We start from the raw sequence: 24,501 nt of genomic DNA, 5'->3' as shown, positions 1-24,501 counted from the left end.
AATTTTAATTGAATTTTGTAATCGACAAGATAGATGGTTTGCATCCTGAATTTTCCAAAATTGTTTCCATGATGAATTACGCTCGCTATACAACAATGCAAGCAGTGGAAGGTTTAACAATTGAAGAACTTGATTATTTATATGATGAGGAAGCAAACTCAATTGGTATGCTTTTGTACCATATGGCTGCTATTGAATTTTACTACCAAATTCATACTTTTGAAGACCGTGAACCAACGGAAGCTGAATTAGAACGGTGGTTACCTGCTATTGAATTAGGGAATCTTGGACGCGAGAAAATCAAAGGCAACTCTATAGAATTTTACATACATACATTGCAAGAAGTACGTTCCAAAACGATCGAGACTTTTCAATCGTTACCTGATGAATGGCTATTTAAAACGACAGATTTCTGGTATGACAAACCCGCAAATAACTACTTTAAATGGTTTCACGTTTTTGAAGATGAAATCAATCATCGCGGACAAATTCGTTTAATTAAAAAGATGCAAAAAGCTCATTCAGTAAAGTAAGAAAGTGCCACCAGATAAGGTGGCACTTTCTTTTATTCATTAACGAATAACTTTTCGTTTACTTTTTTAGCGATTATCGCTACCGACATTAATATACATATTAAATATAGCAATTTCACAATAAATAACCACCCTTGAAACATTACAATTGCATCTATTATCTCATTTCCTTTCAATAACAAAAAAGGAATCGTGCTAATTATAATGACAAACTCGATGCTGAAAACAATTTTCTTTTTTCTGCTATATGCTTTCCATTCATCCCAGCGATACATGGGAGCAAATATCAATACTCCTATACACCATATAATTGGTACCCATTCACTTTTAAGAAATTGCCCTGAAATAACTGATAATAGTAAACAAACGAGCACACCATAATACCCTATTTTCCCTCTCATTCGTACTCCCCCATTCTACTTCTCCTTTAATATGTAACTTACTATGCTTATAACAAGTCTTAGTAAAATAACAAATACAATTACAATATAAAAACCCTTCGCAGATGACATCCATTGTTGAAAAATAGACATTTTCTCCATTTGCTTCTGCCCTTCTATTAAAATAAACCCTACGAAAAATGAGCAAACAACAATGATACCTATTATAATTCCGATACTTTTCTTACTATATTGTTTTATATCATCCCAGTTATATAAAAGTATAAATACAAACCCGAAAACAGGTATGATACTGATCCATTCATTGCTTGTAAACAGATTCAAAATGATTAATAGACTACAAGATATAATGAATCCCCAAAACCCGATTTTTTTGCGCATAAGCCCTCTTTAAATTCCATTTTTAGGATTAATTGTATTGTAACATCCATTTCTACTTCTTACCATTACAGTACATGAAATTTCACTTTTTTTCTTTTTCCTATACTCACATACTTTTACTGCTTTCATACAATAAACTACACGAATGCCTAAAGGATGTGAATGTTATGGGAGTTGAATTAACGCTGTTGCATGCTCTCTATATTCTTTGTTTACTCACTATTATTACTTTTTTTATTCTCCGGAAAGATACGACGATTATTTGTATCGTTTTTATCTTTTTATTAGCATTAACCGCTACAAGTTCTATCCCTCTTGCCGTTAGCGGTATTTTTCAAAGTTTCATTTACGCTATTACTGAACTTTTACCAACTATATTAATCATCTCTATTATCGTATCAATGAGCAATCTACTCGTTCATACTGGCATAAATGATACGATGATTTCACCATTTACAAAGATGATTCGTACCCCTACCCTCGCCTACTGGATTATCGGCCTTTTAATGATGACAATTTCTTTCTTCTTTTGGCCTTCCCCAGCTGTCGCTTTAATGGGAGCTATTTTATTACCTGTGGCTGTACGCGTCGGTCTTCCGCCAATTGGAGTTGCCATCGCTATGAACTTATTCGGACACGGCATCGCCTTATCTGGTGACTTCGTTATTCAAGGTGCACCGAAATTAACAGCGGATGCTGCTGGTCTTCCTGTTTCCAGCGTTGTTTCTGCCAGTGTTCCCCTCGTTATCGTTATGGGTATTGTGACAACTTCCGTCGCATTTTTCTTCTTACGAAAAGAATTCCATACAGGCTTATCTATACAAGAATCTATCCCATCAACTGAATCTTCTAAAACGCTTACTTCATTATCTCCTCGGACAAAAAAATGGCTCGCTATTTGTATTCCGATCGTATATGCCATCGATATCCTTTGCATGATTCAATTTAAACTACAAGGAAGCGACGCAACTGCACTTATCGGCGGGACGACTGTTATTATGATTATCATTATTTCGCTCATCGCTTACAAAGGAAATGGACTGAATAAAACGACCGATTACTTTATAGAAGGGCTCCAATTTGGATTTAAAATTTTCGGCCCAGTTATTCCAATTGCTGCACTCTTTTATTTAGGAGATAGCGGCTTTGTAAAAATTATCGGGGACTATTTACCGAAAGGTTCACACGGAATCATTAACGACTTAGGAATCGCCTTATCTCAAACTGTTCCTTTAAACCAATATGTATCAGCAGGAACATTAACTATCGTTGGTGTCATAACAGGGTTAGATGGATCTGGCTTTTCCGGTATATCACTTGCTGGTTCGATTGCCAATCTTTTCGGCACAGCACTGGGGCACGGAACGGCCACATTAACAGCACTCGGGCAAATTGCAGCAATCTGGACCGGAGGCGGGACTTTAATTCCTTGGGCCCTTATTCCTGCCGCTGCCATTTGTAAAGTAGATCCATTTGAACTCGCACGCCGAAACTTTTTACCTGTTGTGATTGGCTTAATTGTCACCACGATCGTTGCGGTGTTTATTCTATAAAGTAAGCAAGTGTTCTCTTGCTTACTTTTCTTATTGTGAAATCCATCATTTATTACTGACTTTCAAAAGGGATTATATATATATTAGCGAAATTATATTAAGAGAGTATTTATTTCAAAACGTTTACGAGAAACAGATTACTTCCATTAGAAAAGGGGACATAACTATGAATGAATTGATTTTCGTCTTATTAATTTGTCCATTACTTATCTTTATCGTTTCTGTTATTGGAACGCGCAAGACGAAAACGTATTACGTAATGCCGATTGTAACGTTTGCTAGTTTTTTAATAATAGGTGTTATCGCCTTTACTCCAAAATTTTTCTTTTGGGTTGGCATGTACAGCATCTTCTCATTTATTGTTTCTTATATGACTCTATTGTTTGTGAGAGGATATGAGATTGCAGAAAGCACTAAGTAGTATTTAGTAAAGAGATTATAATATGATTTTTTTGATATCGATAGGACTTTACATGAAGTTTTAACAATAATATAAAAAACGACCGCGTTCCCCCGCGGTCGTTTTTTTTCGTGTTACGCTGTAATCCAAGCTTCATTTGCTGGATTTTTACGCCACTCTTGTAATTTTTTCATTTCAGCTTGTCCAATCATACCTTTTTCTGCTGCTACTTCAGTTAATGCACTGTAGTCGCTTAAAGAGTATGATGCTACGTTAGCTGCTTCTAGTTTTTCTTTTCCTGCTTCTAGCTCGTATGTGAAGATTGATACGATTCCTAATACTTCACATCCAGCTTCGCGAAGTGCTTCTACACATGTAATTGCACTACCGCCAGTTGAAATTAAGTCTTCTACTACTACTACTTTTTGACCTTTTTCAGCTTTTCCTTCAATTTGGTTCCCTTTACCGTGACCTTTTGCTTTACTACGTACGTAGCACATTGGTAAATCCATACGATCACTTACCCATGCAGCGTGCGCAATACCAGCAGTTGCTGTTCCTGCAATAACTTCTACAGTTGGGAAGTGCTCTTTAATTAACTCTTCTAATCCAGCTGCAATCGCTTGACGTACTTTTGGATAAGATAAAGTTAAACGGTTATCACAATAAATTGGTGATTTCATACCTGAAGACCAAGTAAATGGATCATTCGGTTGTAAAAATACTGCTCCAATTTCTAATAAATGCGATGCGATTTCTTTTTTCATACTGTTACACCTTCCCACTGTTGTTTTACTGTTTTATACGCTTCAAGCGGATTTTCTGCTTTTGTAATACTACGTCCAACTACGATGTAGCTTGAGCCAAGTTCCCTCGCACGTTTCGGTGTTGCTACGCGCACCTGGTCATTTACATCATCGCTTGCAAGACGAATCCCCGGTGTTACTGTTACAAATTCATTTCCGCATACTTCACGTAATTTTGGAACTTCCAGTGTTGAACAAACAACGCCATCAAGTCCACTTTCTTTCGTTAGTTTTGCATAATGAGCAACCGCTTCTTCTAACGTTTTCTCAATGCCGATCTCTTTTTTCATCATAGCTTCCGAAGTGCTTGTTAGTTGTGTAACTGCAATGCAAATCGGTCTCTCTTTTCCTTCTTGCTTACCTTCCTCTAATCCCTCAATCGCGGCTTTCATCATACTGCTTCCCCCAGCAGCATGAACATTTACCATATCTACATCTAGACTAGCTAGGCTACGCATAGCGCTTTTTACTGTATTCGGAATATCATGAAGTTTTAAATCTAGAAAGATCTTATGTCCTTTTTCTTTTAAGTACGTAATAATCGCAGGGCCTTCTTTGTAAAATAACTCCATACCTACTTTGACAAATAACTCTTCCCCTTCAAAGTGGCGCAGGAATTGTTCTACATCTTGTTTCCCTGGAAAATCTAATGCAACGATTAACGTCTGTGACATACTTACTTCCAACTCCTTCCTTGACATTCCGAAATGTGATCAAATCCTAATTCATCTAGTAATGCTGGTAATTCTTCAATAATTGTCGGACATACGAACGGATCGATAAAGTTCGCTGTTCCAACTGCAACTGCGCTTGCGCCAGCGTAGAAGAATTCAATTACATCTTCCGCTGTTTCGATACCACCCATTCCGATAATCGGAATGTTAACCGCTTGGCTTACTTCATGTACCATACGAATCGCTACTGGCTTAATCGCAGGACCTGATAATCCGCCTGTACGGTTTGCTAAAATTGGTTTTGCAGTTTTTAAATCTAGACGCATACCAAGCAATGTATTAATCATCGTTAAACCGTCCGCACCCGCATTTTCAATTGCTTTTGCAATCTCCACAATGTTTGCCACGTTCGGTGACAATTTTACGTATACAGGTACTTCAGAAACCTCTTTTACTCGCTTCGTTAAATCAGCAGCAATTTCAGGATTCGTACCAAAAGCGATACCACCCGTTTTTACGTTTGGACAAGAAATATTTAATTCTAGCGCATGAACATTAGGTGCCTTTGAAATTTCCTTCGCAACTGCTACATAATCCTCAGCTTGTGAGCCAGCAACATTTGCAATAATCGGAAGATCAAATTGCTCGAGAAAAGGTAATTCAGAATTCATTACCTTTTCTAATCCAGGATTTTGAAGCCCGATTGCATTTAGCATTCCGCCTGGTGTTTCCGCAACACGAGGCGTTGGGTTTCCGTAACGAGGCTGTTCTGTTGTCGCTTTAATCATAATTGATCCAAGTACACTTAAATCATAGAACTGTGCATACTCACGACCAAATCCGAAGCAACCAGATGCTGGGATGATTGGATTTTTTAATGATAACCCTGGTAATTCAACTTGCAATCTGTTCATAGTACAACCTCCCCGATTGGAAATACTGGTCCGTCGCTACACACCTTCTTGTAAGAATGTCCACTCGGATCTGCTTGTAAATGGCATACACAGGCGAAACATGCTCCAATGCCACAGCCCATACGCTCTTCTAATGAAATGTAGGCTTTTCTCTCTTTATAGCGTCCTTCTAATGCACGAAGCATCGCTAAAGGTCCACATGAATATAGAATGTCAAAGTCAATTCCATAGCTATCAATTACATCTGTTACAAAGCCTTCTGTACCGTGCGTACCATCAACTGTTGCAACATACGTATCACCAAGCTCTGCGAATTTCTCTTCATAGAAGACAACATCTTTCGTTTGGAAACCTAAGATGTGAATAACGCGTACTCCCTTTGCTACAAGACGCTGTGACAATTCATATAGTGGTGGTACACCAATTCCCCCTCCAACTAATAGAGCCGTTTGTCCAGCTTCCGCTTCTTCTACAGGAAAACCATGTCCAAGTGGTCCTAACACATCTACAAGTTCACCTTGTTTTCTTTTCGCTAATGTTTTTGTTCCTTGTCCTTCCGCACGATATAGCATTGTAAATTCGTTTTTGTCTTGATCGACATTACAAATACTAATTGGGCGGCGCAGAAGGGGCGTAATGCCCTCTGCTACCTTAATGTGTACAAACTGCCCTGGATCGTTCATTTGCTGCACAAGATCCCCTTGAAGCACTAATTCGTAAATGTTTTTTGCGATTTCTTTTTGGTTAACGACGATCATATTTTGCTTTTGCATCATGCATGTACCACCTCGTGACGCTTCGTTTGCGTAATTTCTTTCATTGAATGAGCTGAGAATGTCATAGATTCTAGTACTCGTAAGATTGCTCTCGTTGTATCAAGTGATGTTAAGCAAGCCACACCATTTTCTACTGATTCACGGCGAATGCGGAAACCATCACGCGCTGGTTGTTTGCCTTTTGTTAATGTATTGATTACAAACTGTGCTTTTCCTTGACGGATAATATCAAGTAAGTTGTATTCTTCAGAATCAATTTTATTTACAACTTGCACTGGAATGTTTTGCTCTGCTAACGATTGTGCTGTTCCAGCTGTTGCTAATAAGTTATATCCGATTTCGTGGAAACGTTTTGCAATTTCCATTGCTTCTTCTTTATCTTTATCCGCTACAGTAATGATTACTGATCCGTGCGTTGGGATGTTAATTCCTGAAGCAACTAACCCTTTGTATAATGCTTTTTCAAGTGTTAAGTCTTTCCCCATTACTTCCCCTGTTGATTTCATTTCAGGTCCTAATGTTGTATCAACTGAACGTAGCTTCGCGAATGAGAATACCGGTGCTTTTACATACACTTCTTTCTCTTCTGGGTGATAACCAGTTCCATATCCTTGCTCTACAAGATCTTGACCTAAAATAACTTTCGTTGCAACATTCGCCATCGGTACGCCTGTAATTTTACTTAAGAATGGTACTGTACGGCTCGCACGTGGATTTACTTCAATTACATACACTTCATCTTTGAATACTACAAACTGAATGTTTAGTAATCCAACAATATTTAAACCTTTTCCAAGTGCAATTGTATGTTCAATAATTTGTTCTTTCAGTTTTTCAGATAAGCTTTGTGGTGGATATACTCCGATTGAGTCACCAGAGTGAACTCCAGCGCGTTCAATATGTTCCATAATACCTGGAATGAACACATTCTCACCATCTGAAATTGCATCTACTTCAATTTCTTTACCAACCATGTAACGGTCGATTAATACTGGGTGATCTGCGTGAACTTTAACCGCATTTTTCATGTAGTGCAGCAGTTCTTCTTGACGATATACGATTTCCATCGCGCGTCCACCTAGTACGTAAGATGGTCTTACTAATACTGGGTAACCAATTTTGTCAGCGATTGCTACCGCTTGCTCTACAGTCGTTGCTGTTTTACCAACTGGTTGCGGGATACCAAGCTGTGTTAGAGCTGCTTCAAACTTATCACGATCTTCTGCACGGTCTAAATCTTCAAGTGATGTTCCTAAGATTTTCACACCATGAGCCTCTAATTTAGCAGCTAAGTTAATTGCCGTTTGTCCACCGAATTGGACGATAACACCTTCTGGCTTTTCTAAATCGATAATGTGCATTACATCTTCAATTGTTAATGGTTCAAAGTATAATTTGTCAGAAATACTGAAGTCTGTTGAAACTGTTTCTGGATTGTTATTAACAATGATTGCCTCATATCCAGCTTCTTTAATTGCCCATACAGAGTGAACTGTTGCATAGTCAAACTCAACCCCTTGACCGATACGGATTGGACCAGACCCTAGTACGACAACACTCTTACGATCTGTTCTAACCGATTCATTCTCGTCACCATATGTGCTGTAGTAGTATGGTGTTGCAGATTCAAACTCTGCCGCACAAGTATCTACCATTTTATAAACAGGAGTTATATTGCTTTCTTTACGCATATCGTAAATTTCACGCTCTGTTTTGTTCCAAGCACTGGCGATGTAATGGTCACTGAAGCCCATTTCTTTTGCTGATTGTAATACTTCCATATTTCCTACACTTGCTTTTACTTCGCGTTCCATGTTTACGATATTTTCAACTTTTTGTAAGAAGAAGAAGTCCATTTCACACCAATCGTTGATTTCTTCTTTCGTTACACCTTGACGAATTGCTTCTGCTACAATAAACAGTCGCTCATCATCAGCTTTTATAATGCGTTTTTTCATTGTTTCTTTATTAAGCTCTTTTAAATGCTCTAACTCTAAGTGATAAACGCCAAGTTCTAAAGAACGGATCGCTTTTAATAATGATTGTTCTAAGTTACGTCCGATTGACATAACTTCACCAGTTGCCTTCATTTGTGTACCAAGTGTTCTGTTTGCTGATTCAAACTTATCAAATGGCCAACGTGGAATTTTTGAAACAACATAGTCTAATGCTGGCTCGAAGCAAGCGTATGTTTTTTGTGTTACTGGGTTTATAATTTCATCTAATGTTAAGCCAACTGCAATTTTCGCAGCTAATTTCGCAATTGGATATCCAGTTGCTTTAGATGCTAGTGCAGATGAACGACTTACACGCGGGTTTACTTCGATTACATAGTATTGGAAGCTATGTGGATCAAGTGCAAGCTGAACGTTACATCCACCTTCAATTCCTAATGCGCGAATAATTCTTAATGAAGTGTTTCGTAACATTTGATACTCACGGTCACTTAATGTTTGGCTCGGTGCTACAACGATAGAATCACCTGTGTGAACCCCAACTGGATCGATATTTTCCATGTTACATACTACAATCGCGTTATCATTCGAATCACGCATTACTTCATATTCAATTTCCTTACAACCAGCAATGCTCTTCTCTAATAAACATTGTGTTACTGGGCTATGTTTTAATCCACCTGATACGATTTCAATTAGTTCTTCTTCATTACTACAGATTCCGCCACCTGTTCCCCCCATTGTAAATGCTGGGCGAACAATAACTGGATAACCAATTTCTTTTACAAATTCATGTGCTTCTTCTAGCGTATGAATAATGGTACTAGATGGAATTGGTTCATTTAATTCTTGCATTAGTGTACGGAATAAATCACGATCTTCCGCTTGCTCGATTGCTGATAATTTTGTTCCTAAAATTTCAACTCCGCACTCTTCAAGTATGCCTGATTTCGCAAGTTCAACAGCCATATTTAGACCTGTTTGACCACCTAATGTTGGTAAGATTGCATCTGGACGTTCTTTACGAATGATACGGCTTACGAATTCTAATGTTAATGGTTCTATATATACTTTATCTGCTGTTGCAGTATCTGTCATAATTGTTGCTGGGTTAGAGTTAACAAGGATTACTTTGTAACCTTCTTCTCTAAGAGATTGACAAGCTTGTGTACCAGAGTAGTCAAACTCTGCTGCTTGCCCAATTACAATTGGTCCTGATCCGATTACTAAAATTGTGTTAATGTCTAGGCGTTTTGGCATAACTCTTCCCCTTCTTTCTTGAAGTTTTCAATCATTTCTAAGAAATCTTCGAATAAATCATTTGCATCTTCTGGTCCTGCTGAAGCTTCTGGATGGTATTGCACTGTAAATGCTGGGAACTTCGTATGACGAAGACCTTCTACTGTTCCATCATTTAAAGCAACATGTGTAATTTCAAGGTCTGTATTTTTAACTGATTCTTCTTCTACTGCGTAACCATGATTTTGAGATGTAATTGCTACTTTTCCAGTTGCAAGATGTTTTACTGGATGGTTTAAACCACGGTGACCGAATTTTAACTTACTTGTATTCGCACCAGATGCTAGAGCGAATAGTTGATGTCCTAAGCAAATTCCGAATAAAGGAACTTTACCGATAATGTCTTTTAACATTTCAATTGCTTCTGGTACATCTTTCGGATCTCCAGGTCCGTTACTTAACATAATTCCATCTGGGCTAAGGCGTAAAATTTCTTCTGCTGTTGTATTGTAAGGTACTACAATTACATCACAGTCACGTTTATTTAATTCTCGTAAAATACCATGTTTCATTCCGAAGTCTACAAGTACAACTCGGTGTCCACGGCCTGGGCTTGGGTATGGATCTTTCGTTGATACGCGTTTCACGTGATCTGTAAATACTGTCGCTTTTAATTGGCTTACGATGTATTCTACATCTGCATCCATGTTACATAGACGTCCACGTAATGTACCGTATTGACGAATTTTTCTCGTTAATTTTCTTGTATCAATTCCTGCTAACCCTGGGATATTTCTTTCTTTTAAGTAATCATTTAACGAAATTTCATTACGGAAGTTTGATGGATGATCACAAATTTCGTTTACGATTAAACCATTTACAGATGGGTGAATCGATTCAAAATCGTCACGGTTGATGCCGTAGTTTCCGATTAATGGGTACGTGAATGTTACGATTTGACCGCAATATGATGGATCAGATAATGTTTCTTGATATCCAGTCATTCCTGTTGTGAATACAACCTCACCTGACTTTTCAATTTCTCCTCCGAAACCTTTTCCAATTAATACTGTTCCATCTTCTAAGATAAGTTGTCTTTTCATACTAATGCACTCTCCTTTTGCCATGCGATCTTACCACCAACGATTGTCATTACCGGCCATCCTTGGCATTTCCAACCTGCGAATGGTGTATTTTTTCCTTTTGATAAGAATGTTGTTGGGTCAATCTCTTCTTCTTGTTCTAAGTCAATGATTGTAATATCAGCTGTTCTACCTTCTTTCAGGCGACCTGCTTCTAAGCTGAATGTATCAGCTGGCTTTTCTGTTAAGAATTGAATTAACTGCTCTAATGTAATAATTCCTTTTTTCACAAGGTGTGTGTATAGAAGTGGGAATGCTGTTTCAAAACCAGTAATTCCGAATGGTGCTCTTTCAATTCCTTGTGCTTTCTCTTCCGCTGTATGCGGTGCATGGTCAGTTGCGATCATATCGATCGTTCCATCTAGTAATCCTTCAATTAGTGCTGCGTGATCTTCTTTTCCACGAAGCGGTGGGTTCATTTTAAAGTTAGGATCAGCTGATGGGATATCATCTTCACATAACACTAAGTGATGAGGTGTTACTTCTGCTGTTACTTTAATTCCAGCGCGTTTCGCATCTCGAATTACGCGTACAGAACCTTTCGTACTTACGTGACATACGTGATAGTGACAATCGGCCGCTTCAGCAAGCAGTATATCCCTTGCAATATGTACAGATTCACATACTGATGGGATACCGTTTAATCCGTGTTTCTCAGAAAACTTCCCTTCATGTACACAACCTTTATTAATAAGAGTATTCTCTTCACAGTGTGCAACTACTGCCGTATTTAATTTCGCTGCACGCTTCATAGCAGCTAACATCATGCTAGCATCTTGTACGCCTACACCGTCATCAGTGAAAGCAAATGCTCCAAGTTCTTTTAATGTTTCGAAATCTGTCATTTCAGAACCAGCTTGGCGTACTGTAATTGCTCCGTATGGTAGTACGTTGACATGCGCTTTTTCTTTAATACGTTTTTGCAAGTCTTCCATATGTTCTCTGCAATCTGGTACTGGGCGTGTATTTGGCATTGCACAAATTGTAGTGAATCCACCTTTTGCCGCTGCTAGTGTACCTGTTTCAATTGTTTCTTTATGTTCACCACCTGGTTCACGAAGATGTACGTGTACATCTACTAATCCAGGTGCGATTAACTTTCCGTTCACATCGATTACTTCAGCATTATCTGCCGTAATATTTTCTGCTACCTTAGCGATTTTACCGTCTTGTACGAGAAGATCTGTTACTACGATTTTTCCTTCTTCATTCATATAACGACCATTTTTAAACAAGTAATTCATGTTTCATTCCTCCTAATACATTTGGTAAGGCGCGTTTTAGTACAGCCATTCTTACGTAAACTCCATTTTCCATTTGTTTAAATATGCGTGAACGCTCACACTCAACAAGTTCACTTGCAATTTCAACATTACGGTTTACAGGAGCTGGATGCATAATAATGCTTCCTTCTTTCATACGCTTTTCTCTTTCCACTGTTAATCCGTGTTTCTCATGATACTCTTTCATAATGTCTGTTTCATAATGATCATGACGCTCATGTTGTACACGAAGTAACATCATTACATCCACTTCTGAAACAAGTTCATCTAATGGTTTGTATGTTCCAAATGTGCTGTCTTCATCTTTCCACTCTTCTGGACTTGCAAAGTAAATTGTTGCACCCAGTTTCGTTAATGCTTCTGCATTAGAACGTGCTACTCGGCTATGACGAACATCTCCTACTATCGCAATCTTTAATCCTTCAAATCTTCCAAACTCTTGTTTAATTGTAAGAAGATCGAGTAGGCACTGCGTTGGGTGGTTTCCACATCCATCTCCAGCGTTTAAGATTGGGATATTTACCTGATCTTTTAGTTCATCGAAGTAGCGATCTTGCTCATGGCGGACGATCACCGCTTTTGTTCCGATTGATTCTAGTGTTCTTATCGTATCGTATAAAGTTTCTCCTTTTTGTACGCTAGATGCATCCGCTGAAAAGTTTAAAACTTCAAGTCCTAATCTCTTCTCAGCAACTTCAAAGCTAAATCTCGTTCTCGTACTATTCTCAAAGAACAAGTTCGCAACAAAAGTTTGCTCTGTCGGTTTGCTCTCTTTTCCATTCGCGAAATCTTCTGCGTCTTTTAGGATTTCTGAAATTTCTACTTCCGATAATTCACTCATCGTTAACAAATGGCTCATCGTCATCCCTCATCTTTCTGATTTTTATGTTACCACTTTTGTATTTTTATAACAACATTTGCATAAAAATACCCTAGTCGTGTGAGACTAGGGTGCAAGAAAGAAGCCACCCTTTCCGGTCTCACAGGACTGAATTAAAAGGTTATTATTATGAAGCAATCTGCTTAGATTGTTTTATTTGTTTCGTTTCCGGTAGTAGTAGATTTAATAGTACACCTACAATTGCTGCTAGTGCCATTCCTTCTACTTGGAACGATTCTCCTACTTGCAGTACCGCTCCACCAATACCGATTACTAGTATTACTGATGCAATCATTAAGTTTCGTTTGTCACTTAGGTCCGTTTTCTCATCTACCATCATGCGTAATCCACTTGATGCGATTACACCGAATAGTAAGATTGATACTCCACCCATAACCGGTGTTGGGATCGAATGAATCAGTGCCGAAATCTTACCGATAAATCCGAACATGATTGCGAACACTGCTGAGCCGATGAATAAGTATACGCTGTATGCTCTCGTAATTGCTAGCACACCAATGTTTTCACCATACGTTGTATTCGGTGGTCCACCGATTAGTGATGCAATTAATGTTGCTATACCATCACCGAATATCGAGCGATGTAAGCCTGGTTTTTCAATTAAATCTCTTTTAATAACATTTCCAAGTACAATTTGATGTCCGATATGCTCTGAAATTGTTACTAGTGCAACTGGTACCATCAAGAGTACAATCTTCCACGAAAACTCCGGAGTATATGTTACAAATGGCACTGTGAAATCTGGTACAACAAACCATTTTGCCTCAGCCACCGGCTTTAAATTTACTAGCCCTTGGAAGTAAGCGAAGATATATCCGCCGATAATGCCCAGTAGCACTGGTATGATACTGAAAAATCCTCTTCCGAATATAGAGCAGATAATTGTAATTGCTAATGTTACTAATGCTACTGAAAAGTGTGTAAAGCTATATTTGCCATCCGCACCGTTCATCGCCATGTTAACTGCTGTATGTGCTAAAGCGAGACCGATTACCATTACGACTGGACCAACTACGATTGGCGGAAGTAATTTCATAATCCACTCTGATCCTGACTTCTTAATTCCGAGTGAGATTAAGATATACACAAGCCCTGCTAGCAAACCACCGAGCATTGCTGCTCCAGGTCCACCTGCTGTTTTCGCTGTTATAATCGGTGCGATAAAGGCGAATGATGATCCTAGATAGGCAGGTACTTGACCTTTCGTTATAAGAAGAAACGCTAGCGTTCCTAATCCACTTGATATTAATGCTACTGACGGATTCAATCCTGTTAAAAACGGAACAAGCACTGTTGATCCAAACATCGCGAACAAATGTTGTATACTTAAAAATAACCATTTTCCCGGTTTCGGTACTTCATTAACGTCTAATACTGGCTTTTGTTCCATTGTTACATCCTCCTTCAGTTTAAATCTTTGCAATAAAAAAACTCTTTGTGCCTGTGCACAAAGAGTCCTACACTTTCGTATGCCAAATTTGACATATGAAAGCCAAGACCCTTTGGCAGCCTCACAGGACTACATTTAAAAGGGCTTTACTTATCGTATATGCTTACTCGATCTTGTTGATCTGTCTCTTGCAAATCAACTTCGATACGCTCTTCACTTGATGTTGGAATGTTCTTTCCTACATAATCAGCGCGAATTGGTAGTTCACGATGACCTCTATCAACAAGAACCGCCAGTTGGATTTGTGATGGTCTACCTAAATCCATAAGAGCATCCATTGCTGCTCGAACTGTTCTTCCTGTATATAATACATCATCCACAAGGATAACTTTTTTCTTCGTAATATCTACAGGGATATCAGAACCTTTTACAAGTGGTTCTTCATTTTTCGATTGTAGTGTTAGATCATCACGATATAACGTAATATCTAGCTCTCCAACTTCCATTTCTTTTCCTTCAATTTGACCAATTCGTTCTGCCAAACGTTGTGCAATAAAAATTCCACGCGTTTTAATTCCGACAAGAACACAATTATCGACACCTTTATTTCGTTCCACGATTTCATGACTAATTCGTGTTAAAGCGCGGCGAATCATTTGGTCATCTAAAACGACAGCTTTCTCTTGCATGCTCTACACCTCCAAGCTTTTTTCTTGCGTGAGAGTAATGGTATAAAAAAAGTCCTCTCAGCGTGTGCGAGAGGACTTTTGAAAAAAGGGTACAACATACCCTATGCATTTCAAACCGTTACCTTCTCAACCTCACGGGGCTGTGTTAAAGGATCATTATTTAACTGTTGTCAGTATCTCAGTTTTCTTATGATTTGTCAATAATATTTCCGTAAAATATTTAATGCGTCTTCAAACACTTCTGGAATCGGTGCCTCAAACTGAATATATTCACCAGTACGGGGATGGTCAAACCCTAAAATACCTGCGTGAAGTGCTTGTCCATTCATGTCTAATGTTTTCTTCGGACCATACTTCGGATCTCCTGCAAGTGGATAGCCAATATATTTCATATGAACACGAATTTGGTGCGTACGTCCCGTTTCTAAGCGACATTCTACAAGTGTAAAATCTTTAAAGCGTTCTAACACTTGGAAGTGCGTAACAGCATTCTTACCATTTTCATCAACTGTCATGCTTTGACGTTCTTTCTTATCGCGACCAATTGGTGCATCGATCGTTCCTTTATCATGCGGAATCACACCGTGTACAATCGCTTTGTAACGTCTTGTTACTGTTTTTGCTACAAGTTGATTTACAAGTGACTCATGCGCCACATCATTTTTAGCAACCATTAATAGTCCAGATGTATCTTTATCAATACGATGCACAATACCAGGACGCATTACACCGTTAATACCTGACAGGTCTGTACAATGGTGCATAAGTCCGTTTACAAGCGTACCGCTTGTATGCCCTGGAGCTGGATGTACAACCATACCACGTGGCTTATTTACAACGAGTACATCTGCATCTTCATAATAAATTTCTAAGCCCATATCTTCTGCTTGGATATTTAACTCTTCTGGATCAGGAATCGTTACTGTAATTTCATCGTTTTCTTTAACTTTATAATTCACTTTTACCGATTTTCCATTAACTGTAACGACATCATCTTTAATCCATTGTTGTACTTGTGAACGTGACCATTCACTGTTTATTTCTGCAACGAATTTATCAATTCGCTCACTTTTTTGTTCTTCTGCAACTGTTACTTGTACTACTTCACTCATTCAATTACTCCTTCGTTTTCTTGCCTTCTAATAATGTTTGAATAATAATTAATACAACACCAATACATAATGCTGAATCAGCTATATTGAATACTGGATAGTTGTACGAGAAAATATACACGTGAATGAAATCCACTACTTCTTGTCTAAATACACGATCAATGAAATTACCAATTGCTCCGCCTAATATTAGACCTAATGAAATCCCTAGAAGTTTGTCTGTTTTCGCATATTTTTGCATATAAATTACGATAAATACTACAAAAACGACTGTAATAATGTAGAAAAACCACATTTTATTTTCTAAAATCCCCCAGGCAGCTCCTCTATTTCGATGTGATGTTATGTATAATACATTATCGATAATCGGAATGCTCGTACCCAATTCCATGTTCTTTACAATTAGCCATTTCGATATTTGATCGATGGCAATGACAAATAACGCTATTACATAATATATCATTTTCATTTCCCCCACAAAGACAGTGTACCTCAAAATTTTAGCATAGCTGCAACCTTTTCACAATGAACCTTTATAGAAGAATAAAATAAATTTAAAAAAGGTAATATAATATCGTTGTGCGCATTCATACATTTACTTTTTCATAGAAAAATTCATGAATGGTACGGGCAGTCGGCATCGTCTTCATTTGTTTTACCGAAATTGCTCTCCCCGTTTCTTCACAAATACCATACATATCTATCTCCATTTTAAATAATGCACGTTCTACATCTTTTAAGTCCTCTTTTATATCATGTAATAGGAGTTTTTTCTTTATCTCTTCCTTAATTTCATATCCAAGCTCTTCGCTAAACTCTGTATCATATTTGTGCATGACCTCTTTAGCTAGCCTCTCTTGTAACTCTTTTCGCATCAATTGCAATTCTTCTTTGATTTCCATATACATTTCATTCACGTGTACATTCCTCCCAGCTGCAATGTACGATTAGTGTGTCCGAAATTTCTATGCTTACCTCACACACATTTTTCCTTCATAGGAAAGAGAGTGAAAGTTATTTTAATATATCATCAATAAAAAAACTGACTGTACTTATGCACAGTCAGTTTTTTTATTATTTTACATAGTTTTCTTTAACAACTGTTGCACAACGCTCACATAATGTTGCATGTTCAGCATCTTTACCAATTGTTTCTGAAACTACCCAACAACGTTCACATGTTTCACCAGTTGCTTGAGCAACAACAACCGCTGTATGCTCATATTTTGGCGCATCTGCTGGCGCTTCTTCCATCATACCACCAAGTTTATACTCAGAAACGATGAATAATTGCTTCAAGTCTTCGCTAATAGACTCTAACATAGTTTTCATTTCTACAGTCGGATATAGCGTAATACTTGCATTTAATGACTTACCGATTACTTTCTCATTACGAGCTACTTCTAACGCTTTTAATACGTCATCACGCAGCGTCATAAATGCATCCCATTTTGTTTTTAATGCTTCCGCACCATCTAATTGTACAGCTTCTGGCATGTTAGTTAGTTGTACACTTTCTTCTGTTACACCTGGAATGTATGGCCATACTTCATCAGCTGTATGCGGTAAGATTGGTGTTACAAGTTTCGTCAATGCAACAAGAACATCATATAATACAGTTTGAATTGCACGACGATCTTCATGGTTTGCACCTTCAATGTATAAAATGTCTTTTGCAAAGTCTAAGTAGAATGAACTTAAATCAATTGTACAGAAGTTATGAATTGCATGATACACAGCAGCGAAGTCGTATGTTTCATATGCTTCTTTTACTTTTGTAATTAAGTCATTTAATTTCACTAACATGTAACGATCTACTTCACGAAGTTCAGCTACAGCTACTGTATTTTCACTTGGCTTAAAGTCATCTAAGTTTCCTAATAAGAAACGGAATGTGTTACGGATTTTACGATACACTTCTGCTACTTGTTTTAAAATATCATCTGAAATACGTACATCAGATTGATAGTCAACAGAAGATACCCATAAGCGTAAAATATCTCCACCTAATTGATCCATAATTTTCTTCGGTACGACGATGTTTCCAATCGACTTACTCATTTTACGTCCTTCACCATCTAATACGAAACCATGGCTTAGTACGCCTTTATATGGAGCTTTACCTGTTACAGCAACTGCTGTTGATAATGAAGAGTTAAACCAACCACGATACTGGTCAGATCCTTCTAAATATAAATCAGCTGGACGTTGTAAGTCTTCGCGCTCTTCTAATACTGCTTGGTGAGAAGAACCTGAATCGAACCATACATCCATGATGTCTGTTTCTTTACGGAATTCACCATTTGGGCTACCTATATGTGTAAATCCTTCTGGTAATAGATCTTTCGCTTCACGCTCAAACCATACGTTAGAACCGTGCTCACGGAATAAATCTGCTACATGGTTAATTGTTTCATCTGTAATAATTGGATCACCATTCTCTGCATAGAATACAGGGATTGGTACACCCCATGCACGCTGACGAGAAATACACCAGTCACCACGGTCACGAACCATATTATGAAGACGAGTTTCTCCCCATGCTGGTACCCATTTTGTTTCCGCAACAGCTTCTAATAATTCTTTACGGAACGCTTCAATAGATGCAAACCACTGTGCTGTCGCACGGAAAATAATTGGTTTTTTCGTTCTCCAATCATGTGGGTATGAATGCGTAATGAATGTTAGTTTCAGTAACGCGCCTACTTCTTCTAATTTTTCTGCAATTGGCTTGTTAGCTTTATCATAGAATAAGCCTTCAAATCCAGGTGCTTCATTTGTTAATACACCTTTATCATCAACTGGGCAAAGTACTTCTAATCCATACTTTTTACCAACAACGAAGTCATCTTCCCCGTGCCCTGGTGCTGTATGAACACAACCTGTACCTGCATCTGTTGTTACGTGATCTCCTAGCATAACTAATGAATCACGATCGTAGAATGGATGTTTTGCAACTGTATACTCAAGTTCGCTACCTTTTACCGTTTTCACAACTTCAGCATTTTCCCACTCTAACATTTTTGCAACTGTCTCAAATAGTTCAGAAGCAATAATATATTTTTCATCATTTACTTTTACAATAGCGTATTCAAGTTCTGGGTGAACAGAAATACCTAAGTTTGCAGGTAACGTCCAAGGTGTTGTTGTCCAGATAATGAATTTCTCATCACCTTCTAATACGTTCTTTCCATCTTTTACAGGGAATGCTACGTAAATAGATGCTGATTTTTTATCTTGGTATTCAATTTCAGCTTCTGCTAAAGCTGATTCACTCGTTGGAGACCAGTAAACTGGTTTTTGTCCTTTATAAATATAACCTTTTTTCGCCATATCACCGAACACTTTAATTTGTTGCGCTTCATAAGCCGGCTCTAAAGTAATATATGGGTTATCCCAATCTGCACGTACACCTAGACGCTTAAATTGTTCACGTTGACGTTCTACTTGTTCATATGCATACTCTGCACATAACTTACGGAACTCAGCAACTGTCATTTCTTTACGCTTTACACCTTTATTTGTTAAAGCTTGCTCAATTGGTAAACCGTGTGTATCCCAACCTGGTACATATGGTGCGCAGTAACCAGTCATTGATTTATAACGAACAATAAAGTCTTTTAACACTTTATTTAATGCATGTCCCATATGAATGTCACCATTCGCATATGGAGGTCCATCATGCAGTACAAATAAAGGACGACCTTTCGTATGTTCTTGTACCTTTTCATAAATATTCATTTCAGCCCACTGTTCTTGCATTGCAGGCTCACGTTTTGGTAAATTCCCACGCATTGGGAACTCTGTTTTTGGCATTAGTAATGTATTTTTGTACTCCATGCTCAATTCCTCCTTACATGTATAAAAGAAACACTTAAAAAACGGAATAAAAAAGAGACCTTCTCATCCCAAAAAGGGACGAGAAAGTCTCCCGCGGTACCACCCTAGTAGATCCTATACGTATGTATACAATCCTCTTTATATTCTTAACGCGAATATACGCCTACGCTTACTCTATTTGTTCAGCGCGGAACTCCAGGGTGATATTCCCATTATCTCCTTATCCTGAGCTTACACCATCCTCAGTTCGCTATATAAGGTTTGAAAAGGTACTTATCCCTATCTTCGTTTTTCTTAATAAATATGTTGTTTAAAATTATATGTAATAATGAGAAAAACGTCAAGCTTACACTGTTTCTTCTTTTTTCAACAGTTCATCTACTTCGTCTTCTAACTCAATTAGTTTATCCCAATCATCGTTGTTTAACATTTCAAGCTGTGTTTCTAATAACATACGGAAACGAGTGCGGAATACTTTCGCTTGTTTCTTTAGCTCTTCAATATCAAAAGCAACTTTTCTTGATTTTACTAACGCTTCGTTAATAATACGGTCTGCATTCTTTTCTGCTTCACGTACGATTAATTTTGCTTCTTTTTGCGCATTACGTTTTACTTCTTCCGCTGCTTCTTGTGCAACGATGATAGATTTGTTTAACGTATCTTCAATATTAGAGAAATGATCTAACTTCCCTTCTAATTGCGCAACTTTTTCTTCTAAAGCTTTTTTCTCACGAATGACTAATTCATAATCTTTGATAATTTGATCAAGAAACTCATTTACTTGATCTTCATCATAGCCACGGAATCCGCGACCAAATTCTTTGTTATGAATATCTAATGGTGTTAACGGCACAACGCCACCTCCAAGTAGTTATCTAAATTTCCTCTTTCAATTATATCTTTTCTTCGACAAAATAGGAGGATTTCCTTCTAAAAAACCAATCATTTTAGTATACCATACAAAATTCTCCATTTGTCGCGCTTTGTTCTACCTTCTACAGAAAACAATTTACTTCGTCCATATCCTCTTACTGAAAAAACATCTCCTGGATAACATTCATAAGAAGTTTGCTCCACTGTTTTCCAATTAACTTTTACTAAACCATTTTTTATGAAAGGTTGTACTTTTTGTCTGGATATATGTAACATTTCAGCTAACATAACATCTAAACGAAGTGAAGAAACCGTTCCAGATTTCTCTCCCCACGTTTCTTGCATCTGTAGAATTTTTTCTCCTTGCACTGGTGATAAGGAGACTTTCACTTTTGCTATAGATTGTAAGTTCATCTCAATATAAGATACAACTTCTTTCGCGACTACAATTTGGGCACGATCTTCTTGAAGCAAAATATCACCACATTTTTCTCTCGTTAAACCGAGAGACATAAATGTACCTAATATTTGCCTATGTTCTAGCGTATAAAACTTGGAAGGATAGTCAATTTCCAATACTTCTACTTGAAATTCCTCTTCATTCACTACTAGATAGTCCGGATAAATGAGTGCTCTCTTACGCTCTGCATGAGGCGTTGCACCATCAAACTGTACAGCAACATCCCCTTGTCCTATTACCATAGTGACAATTTGTTGTTGTCTTGGATCAAGGAAGTCTGTTAACTTCACTTGATGGTACTCCGCTGCTCGCTTCCACTCTAACACCTTATCCACAAAGACCTCTTCATCGGGTCTGAAATGTTCATAGATGCTCATTTATTTAACCTCTTACTATAAGAAATAGTTGAATATACTTATTAAACCATTCGTAGCAAGCTTTAACGTGAAAATCGCAACGAGTGGAGAGATATCAATCATACCAAGCGGCGGAATAAATCTGCGAAATGGTTCTAAATACGGTTCACAAATACGCGCAAGAATATCTCCGAAAGTTGATTCCTTTGCACCCGGGAACCATGATAGGAGAATGTAAATAATAAGTGCCCACGAGTAAATCTCGATAGCATAAACTAAAAGCCTTAAAACTGTTTCCATGGCGTATTACCACCTCTTTATATTTGTGTCTTCTTCTTCACCGAATAACTCTGAAATTGCACCAACAATATCTACATTTTCAGGTGTACACATAAATGTTTTCGGTCCTATTTTTTGAATATCCCCGCCTATAGCGTATACAGTACCACTTAAAAAGTCAACGATACGTACAGCTTGATCAGTAGACATTCGTTGTAAATTAATCACAACAGCTCGTCTACCTTTTAAATGGTCCGAAATCCCTTGCGCTTCCGAATATGTGCGTGGTTCTAATAAAACAACTTTTGAAGATTGCTTTGCCGTTTCAATGCTCACAACATTTTGTTTCGGTTGCGCTTTTGGAAACGTAACATCTTGTTGTTCTGGCGGATCTTGCTGCTTCTTCATGTCTGTTTGCTCCTTTTCATAACTATATTGAGCTGCTTCTTTTTCTTCCGGTGTATCAAAAAAGAAGTATTTTACTTTTGACCAACTCATAATAAGATTCTCCTTCCTTTTACGCTTTTCCTACTAAAATCGTCCCCAAACGAATATATGTAGCACCTTCTTCAATTGCAATCGTGTAATCATTAGACATTCCCATTGATAATTCTTTACATGGCGCATGTAATAATTCTAGCTCCTGCACCTCTGTTTGTAGCATACGTAACTCCTTAAAACAGCGTCTGATTTCGTCCTCTTCTTCTGTAAACGGAGCCATTGTCATTAGTCCAACCACTTCAATCTTATCCAATTCTTGCAAACTTTGAATGAAAGAAACGGTTTCTTCTATTGCCAATCCTTGCTTTGATTCTTCAGATGATGTTTTCACTTGAATAAAACATTTCACTTTCTTATCAGCACGTTTTTGAATTTCTTTTGCAAGTGAAAGTCGATCTAACGAATGTAAATAATCAATTTCATTAATGATTTCTTTTACTTTTCTCGTTTGTAATGATCCAATAAAATGCCAATTCACTTTTGAACCGAAATGTTCGTACTTCTGTAAGAAACCTTCATTTCTATTTTCACCTAAATCGCTAATTCCAGCTTCAATTACTTCGTTTGTCTTTTCAATTCCTACCGTTTTTGTAACTGCAACGAGTTTAATATCTTGCAAAGAACGTCCCGCTCGTGCGCAAGATTGTTTAATTTCTTCGTTTACAGTTGTTAAATTTTTTTGTACTGTCACTTGCTTTCTTCCTCCTTAAAACCTATGAAACTCAACATTCTCCCCGTCTTACCTTGATCACGACGATGAGAGAAAAATAGTTGTTTTTCACAGCTTGTACAAAGAGATGACATTACAATATTCTCTTCTTTTATGCCTGCTTGTACACATAATATACGATTAATTTCTTTTAAATTAATTGCGTACTGCCCATCAGAAATTTTTTTATAAGGGACAGAACCGTTTACTACTTGCTCTGCTGCTGTTAACACTCTATCATCAACAACGTAACAACAAGACCCAATTGCTGGTCCAATTGCAACATGAATTTCATCGCTTGAAACCCCTTCTGCATTCCATTTTTGAATCATTTCCTTTGCAATCTCTTTTACAGTCCCTTTCCATCCAGCATGCGCAAGTCCTATCATACCATGTGATGGCGCATAAAAATAGAGTGGAACACAATCCGCGTAACATGATGTTAGAAGAACATCATTATTAGTCGTATAAATGCCATCTGTTTTTGAAATGCCGTCTTCATATGAATAGACGCCACTTCCTTTTTCCTGTTGTCCTACTTTTTCAACATGATGATCATGAACTTGTTCAGAGCAAATCCAGTTTTCTAATGGTTTTTGTAACTTATTTGCTAAAATGCGTCTGTTTTCATGAACATTCTCCACGATATCATTCACATGTAATCCTAAATTCATCGCATGAAAGGAGCCCGTACTTACCCCATCATCTTTTGTCGTAAATCCAGCAGTAATGTTTCCAAGTTCTTTCCACGCTTGTAAATACAATATACCGTCCACATATTTAAATGGTTCTCTCATAACAAAGCGGCTCCTTTTAATTAAAATAACATAAAAAAGCATGGTACTTCCTGTCTATTTTACCATACTTTTATTTTTTCATAATGCCAACAGAAAAAAAAGAGGAATTTGTAATATTCTTTATGAAATTGTCGGTGTTTGTATTGATTCTGTTACAGAATTAACAGGATTTACTCTTACAAGTATGACATCTTCCCCAATTTTCATAATTTCCTCCCAAGGAATTACAATTTCTACATCCTTTCCAAAGATCCCCAACATACGTGCCTGTTTGGAAATAATAATAGACCCGATCTTCCCTGTGTTCATATCAATTTCAATATCTCCAATATTCCCAAGCCTTTTTCCATCTGAAACATTTATTATCTCTTTCATCTGTAACTCTGAAATTCTTTTCATTTTCATCCTCTCCCTTATATATGACGAATTGAAAAAACACTGTTTCTCAAATTAACAGGAAGCACCCTCTACTAATTCCATATTATTTTCATTATATGAACACAGCTTCCCTACTATGAGCGAAGACAAACTATATTA

Annotated in this window: 26 protein-coding genes and 1 other annotated feature; of the genes, 3 read left to right on the top strand and 23 right to left on the bottom strand. The window is 37.6% G+C overall.

The genetic code is table 11. The features are described from left to right. Window positions 1-8 precede the first annotated feature (8 nt). Window positions 9-533 carry a DinB family protein gene (locus ILT06_RS05800; RefSeq protein ID WP_064474989.1) on the top strand — a complete coding sequence of 175 codons (525 nt, stop codon included), beginning with the start codon at window positions 9-11 and terminating at the stop codon, window positions 531-533. Window positions 534-565: 32 nt separating this feature from the next. On the opposite strand, the gene ILT06_RS05795 is transcribed toward ILT06_RS05800, so the two are convergent. Together ILT06_RS05795 and ILT06_RS05790 are read right to left on the bottom strand one after the other, a co-directional pair. Continuing rightward, the gene (locus tag ILT06_RS05795) at window positions 566-934 is read right to left on the bottom strand and encodes a YoqO family protein (RefSeq protein ID WP_064474988.1); all 369 of its coding nucleotides are present in this window, start codon (window positions 932-934) and stop codon (window positions 566-568) included. 15 nt (window positions 935-949) lie between these two features. Further along, window positions 950-1,315 carry a YoqO family protein gene (locus ILT06_RS05790; RefSeq protein WP_064474987.1) on the bottom strand — a complete coding sequence of 122 codons (366 nt, stop codon included), beginning with the start codon at window positions 1,313-1,315 and terminating at the stop codon, window positions 950-952. 167 nt (window positions 1,316-1,482) lie between these two features. Here ILT06_RS05790 and ILT06_RS05785 point away from each other — a divergent pair, with 167 nt between their 5' ends. Further along, entirely contained in the window at window positions 1,483-2,868 is a 1,386-nt protein-coding gene (locus ILT06_RS05785; RefSeq protein WP_222654920.1) for a hypothetical protein, read from the top strand. Between the two features lie 166 nt (window positions 2,869-3,034). Continuing rightward, window positions 3,035-3,289, top strand: coding sequence for a YbeF family protein (locus tag ILT06_RS05780; protein WP_064474985.1), 255 nt, complete (start codon window positions 3,035-3,037; stop codon window positions 3,287-3,289). A gap of 113 nt (window positions 3,290-3,402) precedes the next feature. Here ILT06_RS05780 and pyrE read toward each other — a convergent pair whose 3' ends face one another. The 21 genes from pyrE to ILT06_RS05675 all read right to left on the bottom strand — a co-directional run bounded on the left by pyrE (window position 3,403) and on the right by ILT06_RS05675 (window position 24,363). Continuing rightward, on the bottom strand, window positions 3,403-4,035 hold the full coding sequence (gene pyrE, locus ILT06_RS05775; RefSeq protein ID WP_064474984.1) for an orotate phosphoribosyltransferase: 633 nt from the start codon (window positions 4,033-4,035) through the stop codon (window positions 3,403-3,405). Then, window positions 4,032-4,748 (bottom strand): orotidine-5'-phosphate decarboxylase, encoded by a 717-nt coding sequence (pyrF, locus tag ILT06_RS05770; protein WP_048563196.1) that lies wholly within the window; start codon window positions 4,746-4,748, stop codon window positions 4,032-4,034. The genes pyrE and pyrF overlap by 4 nt, the downstream gene beginning before the upstream one ends. A gap of 2 nt (window positions 4,749-4,750) precedes the next feature. Further along, window positions 4,751-5,662 carry a dihydroorotate oxidase B catalytic subunit gene (gene pyrD / locus ILT06_RS05765; RefSeq protein WP_002121858.1) on the bottom strand — a complete coding sequence of 304 codons (912 nt, stop codon included), beginning with the start codon at window positions 5,660-5,662 and terminating at the stop codon, window positions 4,751-4,753. Next, window positions 5,659-6,438 carry a dihydroorotate oxidase B electron transfer subunit gene (pyrK, locus tag ILT06_RS05760; protein ID WP_000983346.1) on the bottom strand — a complete coding sequence of 260 codons (780 nt, stop codon included), beginning with the start codon at window positions 6,436-6,438 and terminating at the stop codon, window positions 5,659-5,661. The genes pyrD and pyrK overlap by 4 nt, the downstream gene beginning before the upstream one ends. Beyond that, window positions 6,435-9,653 (bottom strand): carbamoyl-phosphate synthase large subunit, encoded by a 3,219-nt coding sequence (gene carB / locus ILT06_RS05755; protein ID WP_064474983.1) that lies wholly within the window; start codon window positions 9,651-9,653, stop codon window positions 6,435-6,437. Before carB ends, pyrK begins: the two co-directional genes overlap by 4 nt. Next, window positions 9,638-10,735, bottom strand: a complete 1,098-nt coding sequence (locus tag ILT06_RS05750) for a carbamoyl phosphate synthase small subunit (RefSeq protein WP_088047261.1) — start codon at window positions 10,733-10,735, stop codon at window positions 9,638-9,640. Before ILT06_RS05750 ends, carB begins: the two co-directional genes overlap by 16 nt. Further along, on the bottom strand, window positions 10,732-12,018 hold the full coding sequence (gene pyrC / locus ILT06_RS05745) for a dihydroorotase (protein ID WP_088047260.1): 1,287 nt from the start codon (window positions 12,016-12,018) through the stop codon (window positions 10,732-10,734). Before pyrC ends, ILT06_RS05750 begins: the two co-directional genes overlap by 4 nt. Continuing rightward, a complete protein-coding gene (gene pyrB / locus ILT06_RS05740; RefSeq protein WP_088047259.1) occupies window positions 12,002-12,916 on the bottom strand; it encodes an aspartate carbamoyltransferase in 915 nt (304 codons plus the stop codon). Before pyrB ends, pyrC begins: the two co-directional genes overlap by 17 nt. A 148-nt stretch (window positions 12,917-13,064) precedes the next feature. Continuing rightward, on the bottom strand, window positions 13,065-14,348 hold the full coding sequence (uraA, locus tag ILT06_RS05735; protein WP_064474979.1) for a uracil permease: 1,284 nt from the start codon (window positions 14,346-14,348) through the stop codon (window positions 13,065-13,067). A gap of 146 nt (window positions 14,349-14,494) precedes the next feature. After that, entirely contained in the window at window positions 14,495-15,037 is a 543-nt protein-coding gene (gene pyrR / locus ILT06_RS05730) for a bifunctional pyrimidine operon transcriptional regulator/uracil phosphoribosyltransferase (protein ID WP_001156490.1), read from the bottom strand. Between the two features lie 197 nt (window positions 15,038-15,234). Beyond that, window positions 15,235-16,149 (bottom strand): RluA family pseudouridine synthase, encoded by a 915-nt coding sequence (locus ILT06_RS05725; RefSeq protein WP_222654919.1) that lies wholly within the window; start codon window positions 16,147-16,149, stop codon window positions 15,235-15,237. Window positions 16,150-16,153: 4 nt separating this feature from the next. Then, window positions 16,154-16,612: a lipoprotein signal peptidase LspA gene (lspA, locus tag ILT06_RS05720; RefSeq protein ID WP_000642186.1), complete on the bottom strand. Its 459-nt coding sequence runs from the start codon at window positions 16,610-16,612 to the stop codon at window positions 16,154-16,156. A gap of 124 nt (window positions 16,613-16,736) precedes the next feature. After that, window positions 16,737-17,066, bottom strand: a complete 330-nt coding sequence (locus ILT06_RS05715) for a TraR/DksA C4-type zinc finger protein (protein ID WP_001004658.1) — start codon at window positions 17,064-17,066, stop codon at window positions 16,737-16,739. A 157-nt stretch (window positions 17,067-17,223) separates the two neighbouring features. After that, window positions 17,224-19,989 (bottom strand): isoleucine--tRNA ligase, encoded by a 2,766-nt coding sequence (ileS2, locus tag ILT06_RS05710; RefSeq protein WP_088047256.1) that lies wholly within the window; start codon window positions 19,987-19,989, stop codon window positions 17,224-17,226. 71 nt (window positions 19,990-20,060) lie between these two features. Beyond that, window positions 20,061-20,284: a binding site (T-box leader), on the bottom strand. Window positions 20,285-20,335: 51 nt separating this feature from the next. After that, on the bottom strand, window positions 20,336-20,842 hold the full coding sequence (gene divIVA / locus ILT06_RS05705; RefSeq protein ID WP_001131609.1) for a septum site-determining protein DivIVA: 507 nt from the start codon (window positions 20,840-20,842) through the stop codon (window positions 20,336-20,338). Between the two features lie 89 nt (window positions 20,843-20,931). Next, a complete protein-coding gene (locus ILT06_RS05700) occupies window positions 20,932-21,699 on the bottom strand; it encodes a YlmH family RNA-binding protein (protein ID WP_088047255.1) in 768 nt (255 codons plus the stop codon). 15 nt (window positions 21,700-21,714) lie between these two features. Then, on the bottom strand, window positions 21,715-21,978 hold the full coding sequence (locus ILT06_RS05695; RefSeq protein ID WP_064474975.1) for a YggT family protein: 264 nt from the start codon (window positions 21,976-21,978) through the stop codon (window positions 21,715-21,717). Window positions 21,979-21,984: 6 nt separating this feature from the next. Further along, window positions 21,985-22,455 carry a cell division protein SepF gene (locus ILT06_RS05690; RefSeq protein WP_064474974.1) on the bottom strand — a complete coding sequence of 157 codons (471 nt, stop codon included), beginning with the start codon at window positions 22,453-22,455 and terminating at the stop codon, window positions 21,985-21,987. Between the two features lie 19 nt (window positions 22,456-22,474). Next, window positions 22,475-23,149: a YggS family pyridoxal phosphate-dependent enzyme gene (locus ILT06_RS05685; RefSeq protein ID WP_064474973.1), complete on the bottom strand. Its 675-nt coding sequence runs from the start codon at window positions 23,147-23,149 to the stop codon at window positions 22,475-22,477. Then, window positions 23,146-23,964 (bottom strand): peptidoglycan editing factor PgeF, encoded by an 819-nt coding sequence (pgeF, locus tag ILT06_RS05680; protein WP_064475091.1) that lies wholly within the window; start codon window positions 23,962-23,964, stop codon window positions 23,146-23,148. Before pgeF ends, ILT06_RS05685 begins: the two co-directional genes overlap by 4 nt. Window positions 23,965-24,084: 120 nt before the next feature. After that, window positions 24,085-24,363 (bottom strand): YlmC/YmxH family sporulation protein, encoded by a 279-nt coding sequence (locus tag ILT06_RS05675; protein WP_142289349.1) that lies wholly within the window; start codon window positions 24,361-24,363, stop codon window positions 24,085-24,087. Between the last annotated feature and the right edge of the window lie 138 nt (window positions 24,364-24,501).

The organism is Bacillus sp. 17RED48, assembly GCF_019837545.1.
GTDB classification, from domain to species: Bacteria; Bacillota; Bacilli; order Bacillales; family Bacillaceae_G; genus Bacillus_A; species Bacillus_A wiedmannii.
This window is presented reverse-complemented; position numbering and strand designations above follow the sequence as displayed.

Coding starts and splice junctions, on each gene's coding strand:
- ILT06_RS05795 (WP_064474988.1), bottom strand. CDS start 934: ATGAGAGGGAAAATAGGGTATTATGGTGTGCTCGTTTGTTTACTATTA.
- ILT06_RS05790 (WP_064474987.1), bottom strand. CDS start 1,315: ATGCGCAAAAAAATCGGGTTTTGGGGATTCATTATATCTTGTAGTCTA.
- ILT06_RS05785 (WP_222654920.1), top strand. CDS start 1,483: ATGGGAGTTGAATTAACGCTGTTGCATGCTCTCTATATTCTTTGTTTA.
- ILT06_RS05780 (WP_064474985.1), top strand. CDS start 3,035: ATGAATGAATTGATTTTCGTCTTATTAATTTGTCCATTACTTATCTTT.
- pyrE (WP_064474984.1), bottom strand. CDS start 4,035: ATGAAAAAAGAAATCGCATCGCATTTATTAGAAATTGGAGCAGTATTT.
- pyrF (WP_048563196.1), bottom strand. CDS start 4,748: ATGTCACAGACGTTAATCGTTGCATTAGATTTTCCAGGGAAACAAGAT.
- pyrD (WP_002121858.1), bottom strand. CDS start 5,662: ATGAACAGATTGCAAGTTGAATTACCAGGGTTATCATTAAAAAATCCA.
- pyrK (WP_000983346.1), bottom strand. CDS start 6,438: ATGATGCAAAAGCAAAATATGATCGTCGTTAACCAAAAAGAAATCGCA.
- carB (WP_064474983.1), bottom strand. CDS start 9,653: ATGCCAAAACGCCTAGACATTAACACAATTTTAGTAATCGGATCAGGA.
- ILT06_RS05750 (WP_088047261.1), bottom strand. CDS start 10,735: ATGAAAAGACAACTTATCTTAGAAGATGGAACAGTATTAATTGGAAAA.
- pyrC (WP_088047260.1), bottom strand. CDS start 12,018: ATGAATTACTTGTTTAAAAATGGTCGTTATATGAATGAAGAAGGAAAA.
- pyrB (WP_088047259.1), bottom strand. CDS start 12,916: ATGAGCCATTTGTTAACGATGAGTGAATTATCGGAAGTAGAAATTTCA.
- uraA (WP_064474979.1), bottom strand. CDS start 14,348: ATGGAACAAAAGCCAGTATTAGACGTTAATGAAGTACCGAAACCGGGA.
- pyrR (WP_001156490.1), bottom strand. CDS start 15,037: ATGCAAGAGAAAGCTGTCGTTTTAGATGACCAAATGATTCGCCGCGCT.
- ILT06_RS05725 (WP_222654919.1), bottom strand. CDS start 16,149: ATGAGTGAAGTAGTACAAGTAACAGTTGCAGAAGAACAAAAAAGTGAG.
- lspA (WP_000642186.1), bottom strand. CDS start 16,612: ATGATATATTATGTAATAGCGTTATTTGTCATTGCCATCGATCAAATA.
- ileS2 (WP_088047256.1), bottom strand. CDS start 19,989: ATGGAGTACAAAAATACATTACTAATGCCAAAAACAGAGTTCCCAATG.
- ILT06_RS05700 (WP_088047255.1), bottom strand. CDS start 21,699: ATGAGCATCTATGAACATTTCAGACCCGATGAAGAGGTCTTTGTGGAT.
- ILT06_RS05695 (WP_064474975.1), bottom strand. CDS start 21,978: ATGGAAACAGTTTTAAGGCTTTTAGTTTATGCTATCGAGATTTACTCG.
- ILT06_RS05690 (WP_064474974.1), bottom strand. CDS start 22,455: ATGAGTTGGTCAAAAGTAAAATACTTCTTTTTTGATACACCGGAAGAA.
- pgeF (WP_064475091.1), bottom strand. CDS start 23,964: ATGAGAGAACCATTTAAATATGTGGACGGTATATTGTATTTACAAGCG.
- ILT06_RS05675 (WP_142289349.1), bottom strand. CDS start 24,363: ATGAAAAGAATTTCAGAGTTACAGATGAAAGAGATAATAAATGTTTCA.